The sequence below is a fragment of the Rahnella sp. ATs2 genome, from assembly GCF_051851855.1.
Taxonomy (GTDB): domain Bacteria; phylum Pseudomonadota; class Gammaproteobacteria; order Enterobacterales; family Enterobacteriaceae; genus Rahnella; species Rahnella variigena.
The window spans coordinates 220,024-241,868 of record NZ_JBLYPL010000006.1 but is presented as its reverse complement, the minus strand read 5'-3'; the positions used below and the strand labels follow the sequence as shown (position 1 = coordinate 241,868).

Sequence of the window (21,845 nt, the reverse complement as noted above, 5' to 3'; positions counted from 1 at the left end):
ACTGAAAAACCAAGACTTTATTTATCCCCTCAGAGAATTCTTAAACCAATAGGCCGTATGAATGATTTAATACAAATTAATAGTTCAAAGCAATTTTACATAGGTGTGGTCACCCCTGAAACTTGCTGAAATATTTTTTCGCAACCTTTGCATTTTTGTGAAAAGGGTATCTCACTCTAACCTTATAAAAAATAGAGATATTTACCAGGGATGTTCCCCCGGCATCAGTCCTCTATACGCAACTTATGGATAAGTGACTCCCCCGCTCCTGACACATCTTTGATGTGTTATGCACAACCGACTCCCCACAATCCGACCCGTTCCTGAGCGCATTGGCTGCTGTAAGCCAGGGGCGGTAGCGTGGAAATGTTAAACACTGGAATAATCCGATGGCACGTAGTGGCTTAGAAGTTCAGAAGGCGGCGGTAAAAGCGCTGTTTTTGAGGGAAATTAAGACTCGTTTTGGTAAGTACCGGTTAGGGTATCTGTGGGCAGCACTGGAGCCGATGGCACATATGCTGATTATGCTGGCCATATTTGGTTATTTCATGCACAGAACAATGCCAGATATATCATTTCCAGTTTTTTTGATTAATGGCATTATTCCTTTCTTTGTTTTCAGCAATATTACCAACCGATCTATAGGCGCTATTGAAGCCAATCAAGGGTTGTTTAACTATCGACCTGTACGCCCAATTGATACTATCCTCGCCAGAGCAATCTTAGAAACCTTGATATACGCCGTGGTTTACATATTGCTAATGGCCATAGTAGGTTTGCTGGGTGAACAATTTGAAGTCACTAAGCTTATTACTCTGATTCTGGTCTGGGTACTGTTAGTTTTATTCTCTTGTGGAGTCGGGCTGATATTCATGGTTGTCGGGAAGTCATTCCCTGAAACCGAAAAGTTCTTACCTATTTTGATTAAACCGCTCTATTTTGTTTCCTGCATTATGTTTTCGCTGCACAACATCCCGAAAGAATACTGGCCGTATTTGCTATGGAACCCTATCGTTCACGTCGTAGAACTTTGCCGTGAATCCGTTGTTCCGGGTTATATCAGCGAAGGCGTCAGCCTGAATTATCTGGCCGCCTGTACTCTGGTTGTATTATTCATCGGATTAGCCCTCTACCGAAACCGTGAAGAGGCGATGCTGACATCATGATAAAAATCGAAAATCTGACAAAATCCTACCGCACACCGAAAGGCCGCCATTACGTTTTTAAAGATCTCAACGTTGAACTGCCTTCAGGTAAAAGCGTGGCTTTAATTGGGCGAAATGGCGCCGGTAAATCAACCCTGTTACGCGTTATCGGCGGCATTGACCGTCCTGATTCCGGCAAGATTCACACCGATAAAACCATATCCTGGCCGGTCGGCCTTGCTGGTGGATTTCAGGGCAGCCTTACCGGACGGGAAAATGTAAAATTCGTCGCCCGCCTCTATTCCACACCAGACCAGTTACGCGAAAAAGTCGCCTTCGTCGAAGAGTTTGCCGAACTGGGTAAATACTTTGATATGCCGATTAAAACTTATTCCTCCGGCATGAAATCCCGTCTGGGTTTTGGCCTGAGTATGGCATTCAAATTTGATTACTATCTTGTCGATGAGGTCACAGCCGTCGGCGATGCCAGATTCAAACAGAAATGCGCTGACTTGTTTAAAGCACGGCATGAAGAAGCCAGCTTTTTGATGGTGTCCCACAGTCTGGGATCACTGAAAGAGTTTTGCGATGTGGCTTTGTTTATCGGAAGAGATAATAAGATTTTGTTTTTAGATTCTGTACAAAATGCGATTGAATTATATAAACAAGATGAAGGAATTTAGTGATTATATTAAATCAAATTTGACCACTTATAATTTTTCGCAAATTCATATCCGTTTTAAAAAATATCAAAGGGTGCCATAAGATGTCAACAAAACACAGAAAACTAATTGATGTAGTCAAGGATGCAATAGACGTCCACCCAGTAAAAATTTCCGACATTACTCTGTGCTATGGTATTAGAGCAGGTGAAGTAACACCTTGGATTATTGAAAGGCTTAAGTTCGCACTTGATTTTTACAACCCCTCCCCAAACTTTCTAATTATTGACTTTGGTTCTAAAGATAAATATGCAGAAGAAATTGTTCAAGTATGTGATAGATATGGAGCAAAACTAATACATATCGAAGATGACGGCGTTTTTTCAGCATCTAAAGCCAGAAACATTGCATTTTCTGAGGTCACCACCGATTTTATTTTCTTCGCGGATATCGACTTTGTATATGAAAGTGATATTTTTCAGCGCTTAGTAAATTTATCTAATCGACTTGAACTGCAGAAAAATCCTAGAAAAATAATTACAATGCCGATTTTTCATGTTAACAAGGACTCAAGTGAGTATTTTGAATCCCTCGATAGTAAAAATGAAAAAGATAAGCTAATCACAAAATGGAGTTTTGATGGTTTGGGAACAGAGTTTGGAGATATCTTCGAATTCGTAGCACCATATAGCAATACATTCTTCATGCATAAAAAAATGTTCGATATTGCAGGTGGATATTGCGATGAATTCCGTGGGCATGGTTCAGAAGACTTTGAATTTTTAATTAGGCTAGCTAAATTATCGACAAATATTCCAGTCCCTACCGGCCTCGAAAAAGACTTCTATGGACCGCTGAAAGGTTCTTTTTGGGGTGATAAAGAGTACGTTGGATTCCGTAGATACCTTGAAGCTTTCACTTTACCTTCGGAATCACTTGGACTTAAAGCTTTCCACCTTTGGCATGAAAAACCAAGTGCTAAGGGATATTGGACTCAAAGTAACGATTGGAAAAGAGAAAGATTCAACACTGTCTTAGAACGTCATTCAAAATCCAACTCTCAATTGCTTTCTGTCGATTATATCCCAAGAAAAAAATCTGCTCTCTGTGTCTTTAGTGATAAAGCACAATGGGGTTATTTCCTTCCTTTAAGACTTGCAGGATATACACTGTCAGTGTTAAATGAGAAAACAGATGAGGCTATCTCATCAACTCTATATGCACTTGAGAATAATAAATTTGAAAGAGTTTTTATTTTCAACCCCTATATGAAAAGTCATGCTGTATTTAGAGGAATTATTGAAGTCGCTAAAAAGCTTGGAATTCAAGTAACAGTTATAGAAAGAGGTGGCTTACCTAATTCAATATATTACGCAGATGAAGTTGCTTATGGAGATACAGATTACCACTCTATCAATAAGCAGTTAGACAGAAAAAATTTCACTGACGATGAATTAAGCTCCGCCGAGAAAATTCTTTCCATGATGAAAGAAGGAGATACTTCCTTAGAAGCCATGGACTCATATTCCAAAACATGGCAAAAACACACTCTATTAAGATTCTCAGATAAAAGAAAAATATTCATCCCATTGCAGTTACGTGACGATATGGCCGTTAATTATTTCACGGAAGGTTACCCTAGCTATCAAGAATATGAATCTAACATTAAAGAAGCGGTAGAAACCCATCCCGATATTTTGTTCATAATAAAACAACATCCACTGAGTAAATATGATTTAAGCTGGACAAGTGATTATGAAAATATTATTTGCGCAGATCAATGTGATAATATTCATGCTTTAATCGACATAGCTGATGCTGTAACCCTGTACAACTCTGGGGTTGGACTTCTGGCGTTAATTCATAATAAGCCGGTGTACCATATTGGCAATGCATATTATAATGGAAATAACCTGTTCGCAAAGCGATGCATTTCTGTATCTGAAAGCGCGAGCTTAATCGAAACTTCTCAAGATTATGAATTAGACGAAGAAAAAGTTAAGTTGTTCCTTACTTGGTTAATTTTTAGAAAATATAGCTGGTTCAATGCTCAAGACATTCTCCGGGAATTTTCGGATAGAAAATCTCACGCATATGATAATATTTGTGTAGAAATTCTTAACTTAGATAATACTCTGACACTTGCTGGCCTAAGTCTCGATGGATTTGACTATTCAAACAGAAGCTACTTAAATTGGCATTTAAATATTAGCTCAGAAACCCCCAAAGCTAAGCCAAAACCTGTCTCGAAGCCATTAGCTAAGCCCTTACCTCCAGCTGGAGTTGTAGAGCAGGTAAGTGCAAGCGAAAAAATAGAAAGCACAATTACTAATATTAACAACATTCACAAAAATAATTCTAAAACATTATTAGGTAGAGTTTTAGTTCCTTGTGTGAAAATTTTCACAAAAAAAAAGATGAAAAACAAAATATCTAAAAATCCACATTTGTTTTTTTCTGATTCTAAACATGCCCCGCTGAGAGTGATTGGCTGGCTATCCTTTAAGTGATATTGTGCCCCTCCCAGTTAACGAGGGAGGGGCAAGACAAAATTTGGAAATATAATGATAAATATTCCTAATCAAGAAAAACCTTTAGAGCTACAAGGTGAAATCATACTTGAACGGCCTGCGAATTTGTCATCGATAAGATTTAGAGGTTACAGAAGTACAATAGGCGCTTACTCATACGGTAATTATGACTCTATTATTCATAACTCAGATATTGGCCGTTTTACATCTATCGCTCACCGCGCGATGATTGGGCCAATAGAACACCCGGTGGATTGGTTGAGTACAAGTGGATTTGCGTGGAATGATAAGGGCATATTCGGCTATAGTGATGAGTTCAAGAAAATTGTTTCTGATGAAAAATACGTTATAAAAAAAATCAGAACAACTATCGGCAATGACGTATGGATAGGTTCAAATGTTTTTATAAAAAGAGGAGTGACAATAGGTAATGGTTGCATTATTGCCGCAGGTTCTGTAGTCGTTAGCGATGTTCCTGACTATTGTATTGTTGGTGGAAATCCAGCAAAAATAATTAAGTTAAGATTCCCTACATCCTTAATTGAAAGATTAAATAAATTAAAATGGTGGGATTACCTCTTGGATAAAAGCATATTAGGAGAATTAAAGTATTCCAACATTCTCGATTCAGTATCAAAAATAGAAGACTCTATTTCGTCTGGACTATTAATGAAACTAAGCCCTCCTAAAATAAAAATCCAAAGAAAAGACTCACAACTAGTCATTGAAGAAATTGAGATGCAACGCTGATAACTAGTTACTTTTTTTACACTCTATCTTTTCACTCCCAGTAATAATATTCCCCGTTGCCTTTTTACCAGTTAATTTTTCTCTCATGGAAGTAGGTATTTCTACTTCCTTGAGGTTGTTATCATCAAATAGATTTTTTGATATGATATTATTATCACCTTCGATTCTAATTGGCATTTTGACATCACAGAATTTATTATTTTCAACAACGTTATTATCCGCATAATCTTCATAATACTCCCCTTTGGCATCCATTGGTTTGTCGCCGCAATCCCATTTTCTTAAGTTATAACTTTGCCTAGATGCTATCCAAATACCGACTGATTCATTTACGAATAAATTTCTGCGAATAATATTGTTATCACTATGCTGCCATCGTAACACAGATTTTCCAGAACTGATCTTCTCTCCACAATTCTTATATAAAAACACTCCTCCTAATCCATTCCCATTAAATGTATTATCTTGGATAATATTCCCTGCAGAAGAATCTACGGCTACACCTTCTCTTTTATACCCTGAGACTGAAACACCATTATTAGTGATTATATTGTTACTGATAATATTATTTTTCGAAGCCTGATCAAGGTAAACTCCAACTCCGCCGGAATCACTGATTATAGAGTTTGTGATTTCCGTATCAGTAGTATAAGCCTCTAAATAAATACCAACCCTACTCACTTGATTGACAGTAACTGAGTCAATTTTTATATTACTTGCATTTTTTTTATAATTTTCACTTCGATTGTTAGTTAATTTATTAGCTGGAATTCCTGAAGAAACTTTAATACCACTGAAAATATAATTCTTTATATTGCAATTCTTTATTGTTACATTTGAAATCCCATGCCCTTGCGCATCTATAATAACCCCATTGGAAGTTTTATTTTTACCATCTAAAATAGCATTATTACAATCCAGATATGTATTGCTTTTAGTAATAATTAATGGCCCCTGATAAGTGCAATTTTTATTAAGCTTGACTTCACCATGTATTTCAAGATTACCACAAGCATTATCAATACCATTTGCAAAAACATAATTTACGCAAGAGTTGGCCAAAATTAATAACGACAAGGTGCTTAGAGGAAGGAATTTTTTACTCGAAGTTATCATATTGGCCTCCTTTAATTATCGCTCATGTCAAAATGAATTCGATTTTGATAAAATATATTTATGTTGACTACTGACAATTTCAAGTCCCTTTTTATATTTTGCACCATAATACACCGCATTAATCTGTGTATTCTTCAGCAAGTATAGACGGAACTGTTTGAAAAGCTTCATATCCGGCTTAAATCCTGAGGTCCAGAACTGGTTCAGATGTCCCTGATAGGTAATGCCTTTGATGTCATACAGCGCCCTGCCCATCACCTTCAGCGGCTTATTATGAATAAGCGCAGAGATCCCGGCGGTGCTGTTAATCGTCACCACGGCTTTCGAATGGGTCAGCAGTTCCGGCATCGGCAGGTCGTGGACGTAGATCACCCGATTATTGATGCCGTATTTTTTACCCAGCTGGCGGATAAGCGGTCCGTATAAACGGTGTCCTCTGTCCATCGGGTGATGCTTAATCACCAGAAACTCCGTTGACGGCGCTTTCTTCGCGAACGAGTGCATCACTTCATTGATGTAATCACGCACGTCTTTATACGGGCTGTGATTGCGGATCTGGCTGTCGTTATATACCTGCAAAATCGCAAGATAATAGCGCTGATCCAGATCCGTCTGCAGTTGCTGCAACACATTGCGCTGGCGGAAGGCATACAGTTTTTTACGCCACGCAGCACGGGTCCAGCAACGCGCCTCATACCACGGCGAGAAGGATTTATGATGCCGATATTTCGGGAAGTCGTGGCGATAGCGCCAGCCGGCCAGATAATACAGAGTCGCATGACGGACGCGCTGCCAGCCTGAAGGTTTCAGGTGCTCGATTTCCGGCATGGTCATCGGTGGCAGGCTGCGGTAAAACTCCGCATCGCGCGGCAGGCTGGAATAGGCATTTACACCGTTCTGTTCCAGCGTGATGTAATGCGGGCGCAGATAGCCTTCTTCAAACGCGAGGAAGCGCACGCCTTTTGCCTGCGCCCAGCGTTTTGCGGCCTGATGCAGCGGGCGACAATCCCCGAAACACACGATGGTGTCGAAGTCGTATTCCCGCCAGGTTTCTTTCAGCCAGGTCGGAAACTCATCAGGCGTCTGCTGGTACAAGCGGTATTCACGCTTACGCGAATACAGCCTGTCTCCGCCGTTGAAAACGACGTTCACCGCTTCCCGCCCCAGAGACTCAAGCCACTGCGCTAAATCGCTGAAGAAAGGTCCCATCGGGCCCTGCAACAGCAAGTATTTTTTTCCAGAAAGTAATGTTGTAAGCGCCTTACTGTCCATTTCTGTCCGATTCCGTCAACGCCTCAGGCATTAGTAAGAAGCTGTTCTCAGGTGCTTAAAGTCACCCGGATCAGCATGAGCAGTTTTCTGTAATAACGGACTATCCTGCCCGCTTTAATTCTTGTGAATTGCATTTGTGCCCGTGGGGTCGCAGCGAGAAGTTCAACCGCCTGCTCCGCCAAAATGGGCTCCCGACTTTGCGGGTCGATATACGACGGGTACGCGATCAGCGCCTGGTAAACCACGTCGTCTACACTGAGGCTGCGCAGCCGGCGTGAACATTCATGCTCATCCTGCGTCAGCCCCCATCCGGCATAAAACGGCATGCCGTAACACGCCACTTTTTTGCCATGTAATAAGGCTTCAAATCCCGACAACGAGGTCAGGGTATGCAGCTCATCAGCAGCCTGGATACACTGAATAATGTCAGCGTCCAGCGCCTGACTGTTTGCCCAGCGGATGACATCTTCCGCAGGAATATTGCCCTGCCGGTTGCCCACCAGAACATCCGGGTGAGGCTTATAAATAATGTAGGCGTCGGGATTACGCTCACGCACCGTGCGCAGCAAATCACTGTTGGTGCAAATCGACATCGTTCCCGTCAGGATCGACGCGTCGTCTTCCACCTGTCCCGGCACCAGAATCACCGTTTTACCCGCGGCGTCGGCTGGCAAGGTAAACGCAGCGCCGAGGTTATATTTACTGACTTTACTGGCGACCAGACGCTGACGCAGCGCGGCGGCACGTTGTTGCTGAAATGCCGTCAGCTGACTGTGGTTCAGCAAGTGCTCAAGGTCGCTCGGTCGCGTGGCATCGTAATAAATGCCCGATTTATCCAGCACCAGCGACAGCGGCGGATGCAGGTCAGAACCCAGACCGGCCGAGCGCAGAAATCCATCTTCCATACGCCATTGCGGGATCTGCTGTTGCGCGGTCTGCGCACCCCAGCGTGATTCGCCTTTGATCCCCCACACCACGCAGGCGCTTTCACCGGCATAGCGTTTACTGAAATTCACTTTGTTGCTTCTGGTTCGCAGAAACGGCGCCAGAATGCTGCGCTTCCACAACGTCAGCCCCGGCGACCATAAGCGTCCTGCCCGCTGCTGGTGATGACGTCGTTGCATCGAAAGCCAGCTAAGTACATCAAATAACGTGCCATTCTTACCGCTGACCGGATTGATGTACCGGCTGTAACGCAAACAGGCAGCGCTAAACAAATCTTCCAGACTGGCTGTGCCACGCCGCGCACGAAGCGGTTCAGACTGAGCATGACGGTCGTCCGTTAATCCCCAGCCCGCATACCACGGCTGACCAAACACGCTGACCGGTTTTCCTGCGATCAACGCCTCAAAGCCATAATTGGACGTCACCACATACACGCGATCGACCAGACGCAGCAAAGATTGCGGACTGACGTTTTCCGCCAGCAGTTTGATCCGCGGCTCCTGTTGCGCCAGTCTGGTAATCTGCGTGAAATAGCCCGCTTTCTTACCGTGCAAAACGTCCGGGTGGATCTTCACCCAAATCTCAGACTGCGGATTGTCAGCTATCGCCGACCGCAGCATGTCATCAAACTGTTCAGCGCCGGCATTGCCGTAAACCACCGCCATATCGCCGAAGGTCTGATCGACCACCAGCACCGCGCCCTGTTCCGGACGGGTCAGCGTACACGCCGGTGCCTGGTTGTATTTCGACAGGTCACCGTCAACAATCATCTGCATGGCCTGACGTGCGGCATCATGCAGCGGCTGGTTCTCTTCCCGCTGGTGGATCAGCCGCTCAAGCGTGCTGGGCTGCGAGGCGTCGTAATACATGCCCTCCGTATCCAGCACCATGGAAAGCGGGGCAGCGCCACTGACGCCCAGCTCCAGAGAACGGATAAATCCGTCCTCGAGGCGCAATACCGGCAGGCCTGATTTTGCGGCCAGTGCGACGGCTTTATCACCGGTTGGCCGGTATCCCCACACGGCAATCTGCGTGATGTCTTCCGGCACCGGCCGCAGCAGAGAAAGCTTGCGGCACGGCTGACCGAGAAACTCATCCAGATGCGGGATGCGCTGAATTCCCGCAGAAAAGATCCCAATCATTAAATTGTCAGAACCACTTTCGCGGCAACGGCCAGCTGATACAGGATCGTTGAAATACCGCGTGTGACTTCGATGTTCTTCGATTCGTATTTCGGCAGCACCATCAGCTCATCGCCAGGTTGCAGCGTTTTCACGTCTTCTGCGTTAATCGCTTCGCCGTTCTGTTTAATCAGGATGACTTTCGAGTTACCCGCTTTCTGCGTGTAACCGCCGACTTTGTCGATGTAATCATCCGGGCTCAGACCTTTCTGCCAGCTCACCGCATTCGGGAACAGCACTTCGCCGTGGATCATGACCAGTGAGGTTTTCTCAGGAATATTGATGACGTCGCCGTCTTCGAGGATCACCTGATTCAGGTTTGTTTCGCTCAGCACCACTTCACCTTTCGGCACCACCTGACGGGCTTTCGCCACGAAACGGCTGACGAGCTGGGCTTCCTGCGCACGCAGACGCCCTTCTTCCTGCGTCGAGGATTGTGCGGACAGAGACGCTTCTTCCAGTTTCTGCAACGTCAGATCCAGCATCTCTTTCTGACGCAGTGCGACAGAACGGCGATAAAGCTGGATGGAGTTAATCTGCGACATAGAGTTGGTGCGGATTTTCGGCAGCAGCTGGCTCATGGTGGCGCCATACGGCAGCACGACGGCGTGTTCACCGGAATGCGCGCCTTCGATGCGCACCTGAATGGTGCCCGCGTAACGGTCAGAGCTGACAATCAGTTTGTCGCCATCCTGCAATGAGCGACCCGGCGCGGAGCCCAGCGGATAATACTCGCTGCGTTTCATGCTGCCCTGCTGGCGGATAATGGTCATGTGCGTCGCGCCCGGTTTCGGACGCGCCCAGCTCAGGGCTTCGCTGACCGGAATAGTGCTGTCGCGGAATTCAAAGTCGTAGCTGTTGAAGACATCGCCTTCCACGCTGAACGTGTGCTGACGCGGTCCGACCACGATGGTATCGCCATCAGAGAACTGCGACAGGCGCAGGTCACCGTTGAGCAGGAAATCGTACAGATTGATGCGCGAACGCACGCGGTCGTTATGTTTCACCACGATGTCGACATAGCTGCCGCGCTCGGTATCCACGCCACCGGCTTTGCTCAGGTAAGAAAGCAGTGAGTCAGACGCCACGCCACCGTACAGGCCAGGATTGGTGACATAACCGGTGACAAACACTTTCACCGGCTGCGCCTGAAGCAGTGAGGCATATACGTTCACGTTAGCCTGATAAACCTGTTTCACTTTGGTGGTGATCACGCTGTTCAGCTGGCTGTTAGACACACCGGCGACTCTCAGCGGCCCGACGTTCGGCAGGAAGATATTACCTTTCGGATCAACGGTCAGCGCGCCGTCAAAATTGAACGCGCCCCACAAACGGATTTGAACCTGATCGCCCAGGCCGACAATGTAATTCGGGTTGAATCCGATGCTCGCCGCGTTATCAGCCGCCGCGCTGCCGGTAAATAACTGTGCACCGAACATACGGCTCATGACCGCAGGTACCGGAGGCGGTGGCGAATCATCAAAACCGGTATCAGAACCGGTCTGCTGCGTCTGCCCGGTTAGAAAAGTCGGCAGCGGCGCGGCGCCGGTCATGTTCGGATCGGCGTTGATCCCGATGGCATTTGCCTGGGTAAGCTGGCAGGCCAGCAAAATTAAAACGGACTTCAATAATTTCATAAAAAGCTCTGTGTGCGATTCTTCAGGCAAAAAGGGATAGCGGTACAAACCACATCAATCTTTATGGTCATCGATAACGGCCAGCAATAATTTAATCGTTCCGAATAACAGGCAGCACACCAGCAGCCAGCTTGCGATCATATAAGGGATATTCGGGAACGTGGTTTCTTGCGGGAGCTGCGGTGAGCTGATCACCGAGAGCACCTTCAGTTTTCGTGCCGCTTCAACACGGGTTTTCTCCACCGATGTCAGCGTGAGTTTGTAGAGTTCAGTATCAAACTCGACTTTCGATTTAATGCTGTCGAAATCCACCGCCATGCTGTTCAGCTGATGGCCATCCGGCGCGGTGATTTTGCTTTTTTCCTGATCAATCTGCTTACCCAGAGAGGTAATGGCGTTCTGCGCGCTGATCACCTGCGGCGCATCATCGCGCAGGTAGGTCAGCAGATTGCGCAGTTCCGCTTCCATCTGGATTTTTTGCCCCATCAGCGTATTCACCAGCGTGGTCGCTGCAATCGCCTGAGCCTGCGGATCGAGAATATTGTTGTGGTTCTGATATGCCAGCAGCTGGGTTTTGCTTTCATCCAGACGGGCGCGGGCTTCACGCATTTCGTTTTCAGCAAAAGCCTGCTGATCACGGGCAATTTTATGCGTGATTTCGTTGATGAAACGTTCGGATTCTTTGAGAACGGCCTGGTTGAACTGCTCGGCAAATTCCGGGGTAAAACCCTGCGTGCCGATGGTCAGCATGCCCGATTTATCGTCATACGTGACGGCAATCCGGTCGCGGTAGTAATTCAGGAACTGCTCACTGCTCGCATCTTTTGGCAGGTGATACAGAAAATCCAGACCGCTTTTACCGAAAACGGAACGGAAATCGAGTTGCTTATCCAGAACGGCCAGCATGTCAGGCGAGTTGATGTATTCTTTTAAATACATAGCGTCCTGAGCGGTGCTGGGATTCCCTGCGCCCAGCAAGAGGCCAACGTTCAGGCTGGAACCGCTGATGTCGTTAGAGCTTTTGATGGCGACGGTAGATTCGCTGAGATAGCGCGGACGGCTGAAGATCACCAGATAGATGATCAGCAACGCCATCGGCAGGCCGATCACAATTTTGCCCAGATTGCGGTTCAGCGTGGCCATATTAAGATGAGGAGATCGACGAACCCGGGCAATGTGTTCCCCCGGCCATGCGGACTTCAATTTTTCAATAAACATTTATTATCATCATGACAAACAGCACGTTTTTAGTGTCGTGCTTTATTAAAAGTACCGTGAAAACCTCATTTCCCTCGCGTAAGGTTCACGGTGCGCAAAGAGTTTAATCGTGCTTTATCGTCAGTCGAAGATACGAACCAGGCCTGCGACGTTCTTTTCTTTATCCGTCACCAGCAACACCGAAACGCGGTGCTTTTGCATCAGCATTTCAGCATCCGTAATCATCATGTCAGCCGGTAAGGTCAGCGGCGAACGGGTCATCATGTCTCTGGCACACGCGCTGTCGAGCTGCGCATTCTTTTCCATATAACGACGTAAATCGCCATCGGTAATGATGCCGGCCAGCTGGTTCTGCGCATCATTTACCGCCACCATGCCCTGACAACCGCAGGTGATCGCCGAGATAACCTGGCGGAACTCCGTGTCTTCGGTAATGGTCGGCACATTTGCCTGCATCACGTCGGAAACGCGGGTCAGCAAACGACGCCCCAGCGAGCCGCCCGGATGGTAACGGGCAAAATCTGTCGGCAGGAATTTACGCTGATGGATAAGTGCCACCGCCAGCGCATCACCGATCGCCATGGTGAGCGTGGTCGATGTCGTCGGTGCCAGATTATTCGGACAGCTTTCGCTTTCCATCATCAGTTCAAGCGTCGCATCAGCATGTTTTGCCAGCGTCGATTCGCTGTGATTGGTGATCGCAATAATGCGGTTACCAAACTGACGTAATGAAGGGATAAGCTTAAGAATTTCGTCGGTTTCCCCGCTGGCTGAAATCAGGATCAGCAGGTCATACGGTGTAATCATCCCCAGATCGCCGTGGAAGGCTTCTGCAGGATGAATAAAGAAACTGGGGGTTCCGGTTGAGGCCAGCGTCGCAGAAATTTTGCGCCCGACATGTCCGGATTTTCCCATTCCGGAGAGGATCACGTGGCCTTTGCATTCAACAATCAGCTTCAGCGCCTTCTGGTACTGAACGCTGTCGAGGTGTGAAGAAAGACGGTGTAAGGCGTCAGCCTGTTCAGAAAGCGTACTGCGCACCGAATCAATCAGACCGGGCTGTAGTGATACAAGACCAGCGCTTCCAACTACCTGATTATCTGCCACTTTAATACCCTGAATACCCTTCCGGGATAAAACTCACTCAGCGACTACACTTAAGAGTGGTTATTTATTTTGGTTAGCCGATCAAGTAAATGCACGGAGACGAATTCCATTTCCTGGTCTGGCCGGTCGACGCTGCCTGGCAGCTGGAGGGAATTGAATGAGAAAAGCGAGAACCTGAACGATGCAGAGGCTCGCGAGCAAAATATGAACTTACAAACACGCGAAAAATGAAACAGATTCACATGGGTTATTGATAACCGAAACACATTCATTCAATTCACGCGTTTTTTAACATAGGGCACGAAATAACACAAACTCTATCAGACTTGTCCTAGGAATTTATGACATTTCGCTATGTTGTTGTGACAAATAAAAATTATCAACCCCCTGTTTTATAACCATTTACACTTAGCTAGCACAATTAATCATAGCGAATTAGCACTATAAGCAGCCTATTATTAACCAATAGAAATTTAGCCGTGAATAAATGTTTCAAATGAGTGATTTAAATTAATGTTTCGAGGAGGCCATTATGGCAAGCGGATGGGCGCAAGATGGCGCGGTACAAGATCAGATTGATTCCACAGTGAACGACGCAGTAGAACGAGCGCGTCAGTCGCTTGGCCATGGCGAAAGTGCGCATTATTGTAAGGAGTGCGGTGACCCCATTCCTGAAGCACGCCGGGAAGCGCTGCAGGGCGTGCAATATTGTGTGAAATGTCAGGCAGAGATAGACAAAAAACAGCAGGATCATGCCGGATACAACCGGCGCGGCAGCAAAGACAGTCAGTTGCGCTAGCATTTTTCCTTATGACCGGTTGCACCATTTTGGTTCACCCTGGGCGAATTCCGGCCTGAATTTCGCCCTTCCCTTCTTAACATCTGCTTCAAAACTGAGCACTGGTTTTGCTCAGGTTCTAATAAAGTTAGAGCGAGTTATCATTTGAGCAGCACAATTGTTAATTAATGATTGTTTAAAATACAACATCTGGTTAATGATGAAGCCATGCACCATCAAAGAACATTTCAACATGTAACAACGCACCATTATGGTGCTTTGGTTCATAAAAATGCCGCTTGATCGGTTCAGCAGCGCGATAACCTATTGAATTTTAATATGCATAAAGTCTCGCATAAATTCTGGCATAAATTTTGCATTAAAGCGCCGTAACCCAATGCCGTTCCCATAATATGTACAAAGGAAATTCACTGATGAAGTCACTGTTAAAAGTTTCCCTGGCCGCGTTGACTCTGGCCTTTGCCGTTAGCTCCCACGCAGCAGACAAAAAACTGATCGTAGCTACCGACACTGCGTTTGTACCGTTTGAATTCAAACAAGGCGACAAGTACGTCGGCTTCGACATTGACCTCTGGGACGCGGTCGCCAAAGAGATGAAAGTCTCTTATGAACTGAAACCAATGGATTTCGGCGGCATCATTCCTGCCCTGCAAACACACAACATCGACCTGGCACTGGCCGGTATTACCATCACCCCTGAGCGTAAAAAAGCCATCGACTTCTCTGACGGCTACTACAACAGCGGCCTGATGGTAATGGTTAAGAGCAATAACGACGCCATCAAAAGCGTTGCTGACCTGAAAGGCAAAACTGTTGCAGTGAAAAGCGGCACCAGCTCCGTTGATTACATGAAAGCCAACGTGCAGACCAAAGATCTGCGTCAGTTCCCGAACATCGACAGCGCTTACATGGAACTGGGCACGGGCCGTGCTGATGCGGTCATGCACGACACGCCAAACATTCTGTACTTCATCAAAACTGCCGGTAAAGGTCAGTTCAAAGCGGTCGGCGATTCACTGGCTGGCCAGCAATACGGTATCGCGTTCCCGCAAGGCAGTGACCTGCGTGAGAAAGCCAACGCCGCGCTGAAAACCATCAAAGAGAATGGTACTTACGCAGCAATCTACAAAAAATGGTTTGATACCGAACCTAAATAAGCTGTTTTTAATTTAAGTCGTTCCTTTTTTAAGAAAGAGCACTTGAGAAGAAGCGCCTGTCAGATGCAAATCTGCACAGGCGCAGTTTGTTGTTTTACCAGGAGATAATCCATGCAGTTTGACTGGAGCGTAATTTGGCCCGCTCTGCCTATCCTGCTCGAAGGCGCTAAAATGACATTGTGGATTTCGGTCCTCGGTCTGGTTGGCGGTCTGATTATTGGTGTGATTGCGGGTTTTGCCCGCGCGTTTGGTGGCTGGTTTAGCAGCAACGTCGCACTGGTCTTTATCGAGCTCATCCGCGGTACGCCTATTGTCGTACAGGTAATGTTCATTTATTTCGCACTGCCGATGATGGTTCCCGATCTGCGTATCGACCCGTTCAGCGCGGCGGTGGTGACCATCATCATCAACTCCGGTGCTTATATCGCTGAAATTACGCGTGGCGCGGTGTTGTCGATTCACAACGGATTCCGTGAAGCGGGTCTGGCGCTGGGTCTGTCGCGCCGTGCGACGCTGCGCTACATCATCATGCCGCTGGCGCTGCGCCGCATGTTGCCACCGCTGGGTAACCAGTGGATCGTCAGCATCAAAGACACCTCACTGTTTATCGTTATCGGTGTCGCCGAACTGACCCGTCAGGGACAGGAAATCATCGCCGGCAACTTCCGCGCCATGGAAATCTGGAGTGCGGTTGCTGTTATCTATCTGATCATCACGCTGGCTCTGAGCTTTGTTCTGCGCCGCTTAGAACGCAAACTGAAAATTATATGATTGAATTCAAGAACGTCTCAAAACACTTTGGTAAAACCCAGGTGCTCCACGACATCGATCTGAACATTTCTCAGGGTGAAGTCGTGGTTATCATCGGGCCATCCGGCTCGGGTAAATCCACATTGCTGCGTTGCATCAACAAGCTGGAAGAAATTACCTCCGGCGAGCTGATTGTTGATGGCCTGAAAGTGAATGACCCGAAAGTCGACGAACGCCTGATCCGCCAGGAAGCGGGCATGGTATTCCAGCAGTTTTATCTGTTCCCTCACATGACCGCACTGGAAAACGTGGCGTTCGGCCCGATCCGTGTGCGTGGCGCGTCGAAGGAAGAAGCCAATAAACTGGCGAAAGAGCTGCTGGCAAAAGTCGGTCTTTCCGAGCGCGGTAATCACTATCCGTCAGAGCTTTCCGGTGGACAGCAGCAACGCGTGGCCATCGCCCGTGCGCTGGCGGTTAAACCAAAACTGATGCTGTTTGATGAGCCAACCTCTGCGCTGGATCCGGAACTGCGTCACGAAGTGCTGACGGTAATGAAGCAGCTGGCAGAAGAAGGCATGACGATGGTTATCGTGACTCACGAAGTCGGCTTTGCCGAGAAAGTGGCTTCACGTCTGATCTTCATCGACAAAGGTCGTATCGCCGAAGACGGTAAACCGTCTGAACTGGTGAACAACCCGCCAAGCGAACGTCTGCGCGAGTTCCTGCAACACGTTTCCTGAGCGTGATGCTGCCCTTCTCCTCCCCCTGCGAAGGGGGAGGCAGGGAGGGGGTTTTAAGGGTTAACACCTTGTCGGAGAAAACTCTAACACCTTGATTTGACCTTAATACCCCACCCCAACCCTCCCCTTCGCAGGGGAGGGAGTTTTTCAGATTTACCCTTCAGGTTTGTGTCCCACTCACCCGCTTATGGCACGTCACCCCACAACTTTTTGCCACAAATTATCTACAATACGGCCACTTATGCTTTACCCTTAGGCAGCTTTACGCCGATTAATTGCTATTTTTGAGAGAGGAACAATGCCGCATAACGACAGGACTCCGTTGGCTCACCGCATCCAGACACACGTATTTTCCACCTTGCTGTTCATCACGCTGGCCCTGTTCAGCGCTTTCAGTCACGCGGCAGAACAACCTGCCGGTGCCGATCAGCAAAAAGCCTCATACACCGCGCTGGCCGATATACTTCAGGATGATAAGGCCCGGGCTGAATTAATTTCACATCTGCGTGAAGCCGCCAAAACTCAAACGGCAGAACCGGCTCCCGCCGCTGAAAAGAGCGAACCTAAGCCGGAACAGCTTTCCCTGATCGACGAACTGGTCGATACCACGCAAAGTACCGTCGCGCAGCTCAGACAGCGCGTAGAAAAACTCAAAGACACTATCGATTCCGGCCCGCAGCATAGCTTTCGCGCTGACCGCTTTTTTACGGCGCTGGGGTATTTCCTGCTCACCGTTGCCGTGACCTTTGCGCTGTTTCATCTGATCCGTAAGCTGGTGGGTCCGCTGTATGTGCGTCTTGGTCGCTGGGGAAATAACGCGCGGCTTAAACAGGCGCACTGGTATCAGCTGCCCGCCAGTATTCTGGGTGCATTCGTCATCGATTTGATTATTTTGCTGCTGACCGTCGCCGCAGGAAATCTGTTCACGCAATATATGAACGGCGGCAGCGCGCTGATTGCGCGTCAGCAGGCCTTGTTCCTCAGCGCCTTTGCGGTCATTGAATTCTTCAAAGCCGTATTGCGACTGATCTTTGCGCCCGGCTTCAGCTATCTTCGCCCGTTCCCGCTGACTGACATGACCGCCCGTTACTGGAATACCCGCCTGGCCTGGGTCAGCGGCCTGATTGGTTATGCGCTGATGGTCGGCGTGCCGGTAGTGGCAACGCAAATCAACTACACCACCGCCGCCGTGGTTAATTTTGTGGTGATGCTGGGGCTGACGATCTATGCCAGCTGGCTGATACTGCATAACCGGCGCACGATCCACCGCGAATTCAATCTGCTGGCCGAACGCTCGATGGCGTTTTTCAGCGTGATCCTGCGCGCCCTCGGACACGTCTGGCATCTGCTCGCGGTGAGTTATTTCGTGGTGCTGTTTTTCCTGTCACAGTTTGATTTTGCCGGCAGCCTGCGGTTTATGATGACCGCAACGGTGAAAAGTCTGGTGGTCATTGCGCTCGGCGCCCTGATTTCCGGCCTGCTTTCCCGCTGGATCAGCCGCCGCATTACCTTGCCTGATGACGTAAACCGCCGCTATCCGCTGTTGCAAAAACGCATCAACTCGTACATTCCGGCAGGACTGAAAATTATCCGCGTGCTGGTGGTGCTCAGCGTGACCTTGTTCCTGCTCGATGCCTGGCACATCTTCAATCTCAATAAATGGTTCATGACCGAAAGCGGCGAGAAGGTGATCAGCGGGCTGGGGCATATCCTGTTTATCTTGTGCTTTGCGATTGTCGGCTGGACGTTGCTGGCCAGCATGATTGAACACCGTCTGGGGCAGGAGCTGACTAACGGCGCACGACCAAGTGCCCGCGAGCGGACATTGCTGACGCTGTTCCGCAACGTGCTCGCTATCGTGATCTGCACCATCACCGTGATGATCATGCTCTCGCAAATCGGGCTGAATATTGCGCCTCTGCTCGCCGGTGCCGGTGCGCTGGGTCTGGCAGTCAGCTTCGGTGCGCAAACGCTGGTCAAAGACGTCATCACCGGGATCTTCATCCAGTTTGAAAACGGTATGAACACCGGCGAATACGTCACCGTGATGGGGATCACCGGCACGGTCGAAAGCATGACCATCCGCTCAATTGGCCTGCGCGATATTTACGGCGTGTTCCACATCGTGCCTTATTCTTCCATCACCACCCTCTCCAACTACGAGCGCGAGTTCGGCGTGTACCGCGCCAGCTATAACGTCAGCCGCGATGAAGACGTGGATAAGGCCAACGACGTACTGCGTCAGGCGGTAGAAGAGTTGCAGCAGGATGAGAAAATCAAACCACTGCTGCTCGGCGAACCGACCTTCCAGGGCGTCGTGGGATTAGGAGATCAGTTCTTCACTATCCGCGTACTGGTACGCACCAGAGCGCTGGAGCAATGGACGGTGCAATACGCGCTGGACAGACTGGTGAAAATTCACTTCGAGAAAGCGGGCATGGTGATGCCGAGACAGGCAGTGCAGATATATAAAGATGAAGGAGATGCTGGCGGTGGGGGCACCTTACCGGTTAGGGCTGAATTGTGAAAATTTCGGTTTCTTCACTCGCCGTGGGGGCTTGACTGAGAATATTTCGGTTTTTTAAGTGCGGTGAGGGCTTGATCGAGAATATTTCGGTTTTTTAAGTGCGGTGATCGCGCGGCCTCTCGCGCCGAAACCGCCCAAAAGGGGAAAGTGCTTTTCCCCTTTTGGATTTCCCCTCGCTTTTTACTCCGCCCTGCCGCTGGAACGACGGACATGTTCTGTTGCCTCGGCAAGTGGCGCAAAATGTCATCGCTCCGCGATTCCCTCATTTCAGGTTTCGAGCCTCGGGTCTCGAACCATTCATTCGGTGCCATTTTTAATCACGCCAATCAACTTTTCTAAAAGATGAATCCATCCCGTTTTTGAATTTAAGATCGTGCGGGCGCTTTCAGAAAACTTGCTGAACGGAGCGGCTTCGAGACTTATGGCTCGAAGACCGAGAGAAGGCACCGCGAAGCGGCAAGATTTCGCGCCTGTCGCTGTGATAACTGGAACATAGCCAGCCAGCGATAGCGCGGAGTAAAAAAGCGGGGAGAGATCCAAGAGAGGGAAAGCACTTCCCTCTCTTGGGCGGTTTCGGCGCAGCGCGTTGAGTGATCATCGCACTTGAGAAACCGAAATTTTCTCGCTCCAGCCCTCACGGCGAGTGAAATTCACTTATCCATTGGCCGCCTCGTTGCAGCGGCCCCCGTGCCACTAATGCCTCGTCTGCCCCTGATCCCCCGTGATAACGGAAAACTCCGCCATCATCCGCACCAGATCCTGCATCCCCAGGTTCACCTGATTGATCACATCACCCGCATTGCGGCTCAGCGCCACACCACCACCGGCGCGGTTGACGCAATTCCCCATGCCATCAATCGCCGCCATTACACCATCGCGGATGCTTTGCGTAAGCTGGTCAATTTCGACAGCGGCCTTGCGGGACTGATCGGCCAGTGAGCGGACTTCTCCGGCGACCACGGCGAATCCCCTGCCCTGTTCTCCGGCGTGCGCCGCTTCAATCGTTGCGTTGATGGCCAGCAGATTGGTCTGGGATGAAATCCTGCGGATGGTATCCACCATTTCGCCAATGCGTTCGGATGTCTGCCCCAGCTGCCCGATAATCTCAGAGGTCCGGCGCGCCAGCGCTTCCACTTCCTGCATATCTTCCACCGCTTTCTGCACGATGGTGACACCCTCAGCCGCCGTTTTATCCGTGGTCAGGGAAAGCTCATGCACATGCGTCATCATGCTTTCCTGCTGGCGCTGCTGCGCCATCTGACTGGTAATGTCCTGGGCGATTTTGACAATTTTTATCACTTTGCCGTCGTCGTCGATCACCGGGTTATAACTCGCCTCCAGCCAGATTGCCTGACCCCGGCCATTCATACGCTCGAAGCGCCCGAGAATAAACTCGCCGTTTCTGAGACGTTGCCAGTGATTGCGGTAATCGTGCGAATCGCGGTATTGCGCTAGACAAAACATCGAATGGGGATGACCCTTAATTTGCTGCAGAGAATAACCCATGACTTTCAGGAAGTTATTGTTTGCAGAAATTACATGACCGTCTGGGGTAAAGGTAATCAGCGCCATTGAACGTTCCAGCGCCTGAAGAATTCCCTGGTGTTCGTGAGATTCATTAATTCTTTCGGAGACATCACTGGCAATTTTAATTATCTCAGTGACTTTGCCTTGTTTATTTTTGACAGGTATGTACGTTGCTTCCAGCCAGATTAAGCTTCCGTTTTTCTGGACGCGTTTAATATTGCCGCTGACCGACTTTCCCTGCCGCAATGCTTCCCAGTGCAAACGATACGCATCGCTGGCAACAAACTCCGGCGTACAGAAAATCCGGTGTGGCTGACCCATTACCTCATTCCTGTTGTACCCCATGCTGCTCAGAAACAGATCGTTGACCTCAAGCACCACGCCTTCTGGCGTAAAAGCGATCATAGGAACTGCCTGCTGAATTGCAGCGAATTTATCACGCCATGCCGTACTAAACTGATGAGAAAATAATTGCATAGGACAGACACCCTGTGGCTGATAACGTGAATTAATGCGCGAACGCAATTAATTGAAATAAACACGTGCTAATTCCCGCAGGTTATTAGTAAGGTCACTAATAAATAGCGAAAAATAGTCTGGCCCCTGGGTGGGTGGCAGGAAGGTTGCTCAGGCAGTCAAAACATTATGCGGTGAAAAATAAAGTCACGCGCAAAATCATTACTTTGTTAATTAATCAATTTTCTTATAGTGAATTAAGCATAATTTATTCCACTGAAAAAGAAAGGGGGGCGCGGGAGTATTTTTTACAGCCTGTTCACCG

Annotated in this window: 16 protein-coding genes; 9 read left to right on the top strand and 7 right to left on the bottom strand. The window is 48.2% G+C overall.

All coding sequences use genetic code 11. The features are described from left to right. The first annotated feature begins 389 nt into the window (after positions 1–389). From ACJY2G_RS08250 to ACJY2G_RS08235, 4 genes are all read left to right on the top strand, one after another. A complete protein-coding gene (locus ACJY2G_RS08250) occupies positions 390–1,166 on the top strand; it encodes an ABC transporter permease (RefSeq protein ID WP_217174997.1) in 777 nt (258 codons plus the stop codon). Continuing rightward, positions 1,163–1,828 carry an ABC transporter ATP-binding protein gene (locus tag ACJY2G_RS08245; protein ID WP_112289420.1) on the top strand — a complete coding sequence of 222 codons (666 nt, stop codon included), beginning with the start codon at positions 1,163–1,165 and terminating at the stop codon, positions 1,826–1,828. The genes ACJY2G_RS08250 and ACJY2G_RS08245 overlap by 4 nt, the downstream gene beginning before the upstream one ends. An 83-nt stretch (positions 1,829–1,911) precedes the next feature. Further along, on the top strand, positions 1,912–4,317 hold the full coding sequence (locus ACJY2G_RS08240; RefSeq protein WP_439291626.1) for a capsular polysaccharide export protein, LipB/KpsS family: 2,406 nt from the start codon (positions 1,912–1,914) through the stop codon (positions 4,315–4,317). Positions 4,318–4,371: 54 nt separating this feature from the next. Continuing rightward, complete coding sequence (locus ACJY2G_RS08235; protein ID WP_439291625.1) at positions 4,372–5,088, top strand: CatB-related O-acetyltransferase; 717 nt, start codon at positions 4,372–4,374, stop codon at positions 5,086–5,088. Between the two features lie 3 nt (positions 5,089–5,091). Here the strand turns inward: ACJY2G_RS08235 and ACJY2G_RS08230 are convergent, their stop codons facing one another. The 6 genes from ACJY2G_RS08230 to ACJY2G_RS08205 all read right to left on the bottom strand — a co-directional run bounded on the left by ACJY2G_RS08230 (position 5,092) and on the right by ACJY2G_RS08205 (position 13,564). Next, entirely contained in the window at positions 5,092–6,204 is a 1,113-nt protein-coding gene (locus ACJY2G_RS08230) for a right-handed parallel beta-helix repeat-containing protein (RefSeq protein ID WP_439291624.1), read from the bottom strand. A gap of 27 nt (positions 6,205–6,231) precedes the next feature. After that, positions 6,232–7,476, bottom strand: coding sequence for a capsule biosynthesis protein (locus tag ACJY2G_RS08225; protein WP_439291623.1), 1,245 nt, complete (start codon positions 7,474–7,476; stop codon positions 6,232–6,234). A gap of 47 nt (positions 7,477–7,523) precedes the next feature. After that, positions 7,524–9,563, bottom strand: coding sequence for a capsular polysaccharide biosynthesis protein (locus ACJY2G_RS08220; protein ID WP_439291622.1), 2,040 nt, complete (start codon positions 9,561–9,563; stop codon positions 7,524–7,526). Beyond that, positions 9,563–11,239 (bottom strand): polysaccharide biosynthesis/export family protein, encoded by a 1,677-nt coding sequence (locus ACJY2G_RS08215; protein ID WP_439291621.1) that lies wholly within the window; start codon positions 11,237–11,239, stop codon positions 9,563–9,565. Before ACJY2G_RS08215 ends, ACJY2G_RS08220 begins: the two co-directional genes overlap by 1 nt. A gap of 54 nt (positions 11,240–11,293) precedes the next feature. After that, complete coding sequence (locus tag ACJY2G_RS08210) at positions 11,294–12,382, bottom strand: capsule biosynthesis protein (protein WP_181955487.1); 1,089 nt, start codon at positions 12,380–12,382, stop codon at positions 11,294–11,296. A 195-nt stretch (positions 12,383–12,577) separates the two neighbouring features. Continuing rightward, the gene (locus ACJY2G_RS08205; protein ID WP_129639012.1) at positions 12,578–13,564 is read right to left on the bottom strand and encodes a KpsF/GutQ family sugar-phosphate isomerase; all 987 of its coding nucleotides are present in this window, start codon (positions 13,562–13,564) and stop codon (positions 12,578–12,580) included. Positions 13,565–14,096: 532 nt separating this feature from the next. Here ACJY2G_RS08205 and ACJY2G_RS08200 point away from each other — a divergent pair. From ACJY2G_RS08200 to ybiO, 5 genes are all read left to right on the top strand, one after another. Then, on the top strand, positions 14,097–14,363 hold the full coding sequence (locus tag ACJY2G_RS08200; RefSeq protein ID WP_112289429.1) for a DksA/TraR family C4-type zinc finger protein: 267 nt from the start codon (positions 14,097–14,099) through the stop codon (positions 14,361–14,363). Positions 14,364–14,776: 413 nt separating this feature from the next. Next, positions 14,777–15,520, top strand: coding sequence for a glutamine ABC transporter substrate-binding protein GlnH (glnH, locus tag ACJY2G_RS08195; protein WP_013574683.1), 744 nt, complete (start codon positions 14,777–14,779; stop codon positions 15,518–15,520). Between the two features lie 111 nt (positions 15,521–15,631). Continuing rightward, complete coding sequence (gene glnP, locus ACJY2G_RS08190) at positions 15,632–16,291, top strand: glutamine ABC transporter permease GlnP (RefSeq protein ID WP_013574682.1); 660 nt, start codon at positions 15,632–15,634, stop codon at positions 16,289–16,291. Next, positions 16,288–17,010 (top strand): glutamine ABC transporter ATP-binding protein GlnQ, encoded by a 723-nt coding sequence (gene glnQ, locus ACJY2G_RS08185; protein ID WP_113877487.1) that lies wholly within the window; start codon positions 16,288–16,290, stop codon positions 17,008–17,010. The genes glnP and glnQ overlap by 4 nt, the downstream gene beginning before the upstream one ends. A 298-nt stretch (positions 17,011–17,308) precedes the next feature. Continuing rightward, positions 17,309–19,537: a mechanosensitive channel protein gene (gene ybiO, locus ACJY2G_RS08180; RefSeq protein WP_425061969.1), complete on the top strand. Its 2,229-nt coding sequence runs from the start codon at positions 17,309–17,311 to the stop codon at positions 19,535–19,537. A gap of 693 nt (positions 19,538–20,230) precedes the next feature. Here ybiO and ACJY2G_RS08175 read toward each other — a convergent pair. After that, complete coding sequence (locus ACJY2G_RS08175; RefSeq protein WP_120162015.1) at positions 20,231–21,541, bottom strand: methyl-accepting chemotaxis protein; 1,311 nt, start codon at positions 21,539–21,541, stop codon at positions 20,231–20,233. Between the last annotated feature and the right edge of the window lie 304 nt (positions 21,542–21,845).

Excerpts from the sequence above, each read along its gene's own strand:
- ACJY2G_RS08210 (WP_181955487.1), bottom strand. The coding sequence starts at position 12,382 with ATGGCCACGCTGAACCGCAATCTGGGCAAAATTGTGATCGGCCTGCCG.
- glnP (WP_013574682.1), top strand. The coding sequence starts at position 15,632 with ATGCAGTTTGACTGGAGCGTAATTTGGCCCGCTCTGCCTATCCTGCTC.
- ACJY2G_RS08200 (WP_112289429.1), top strand. The coding sequence starts at position 14,097 with ATGGCAAGCGGATGGGCGCAAGATGGCGCGGTACAAGATCAGATTGAT.
- glnQ (WP_113877487.1), top strand. The coding sequence starts at position 16,288 with ATGATTGAATTCAAGAACGTCTCAAAACACTTTGGTAAAACCCAGGTG.
- ACJY2G_RS08235 (WP_439291625.1), top strand. The coding sequence starts at position 4,372 with ATGATAAATATTCCTAATCAAGAAAAACCTTTAGAGCTACAAGGTGAA.
- ACJY2G_RS08175 (WP_120162015.1), bottom strand. The coding sequence starts at position 21,541 with ATGCAATTATTTTCTCATCAGTTTAGTACGGCATGGCGTGATAAATTC.
- ACJY2G_RS08220 (WP_439291622.1), bottom strand. The coding sequence starts at position 9,563 with ATGATTGGGATCTTTTCTGCGGGAATTCAGCGCATCCCGCATCTGGAT.
- ACJY2G_RS08215 (WP_439291621.1), bottom strand. The coding sequence starts at position 11,239 with ATGAAATTATTGAAGTCCGTTTTAATTTTGCTGGCCTGCCAGCTTACC.
- ACJY2G_RS08245 (WP_112289420.1), top strand. The coding sequence starts at position 1,163 with ATGATAAAAATCGAAAATCTGACAAAATCCTACCGCACACCGAAAGGC.
- ACJY2G_RS08240 (WP_439291626.1), top strand. The coding sequence starts at position 1,912 with ATGTCAACAAAACACAGAAAACTAATTGATGTAGTCAAGGATGCAATA.
- ACJY2G_RS08250 (WP_217174997.1), top strand. The coding sequence starts at position 390 with ATGGCACGTAGTGGCTTAGAAGTTCAGAAGGCGGCGGTAAAAGCGCTG.
- ACJY2G_RS08230 (WP_439291624.1), bottom strand. The coding sequence starts at position 6,204 with ATGATAACTTCGAGTAAAAAATTCCTTCCTCTAAGCACCTTGTCGTTA.
- glnH (WP_013574683.1), top strand. The coding sequence starts at position 14,777 with ATGAAGTCACTGTTAAAAGTTTCCCTGGCCGCGTTGACTCTGGCCTTT.
- ybiO (WP_425061969.1), top strand. The coding sequence starts at position 17,309 with ATGCCGCATAACGACAGGACTCCGTTGGCTCACCGCATCCAGACACAC.
- ACJY2G_RS08225 (WP_439291623.1), bottom strand. The coding sequence starts at position 7,476 with ATGGACAGTAAGGCGCTTACAACATTACTTTCTGGAAAAAAATACTTG.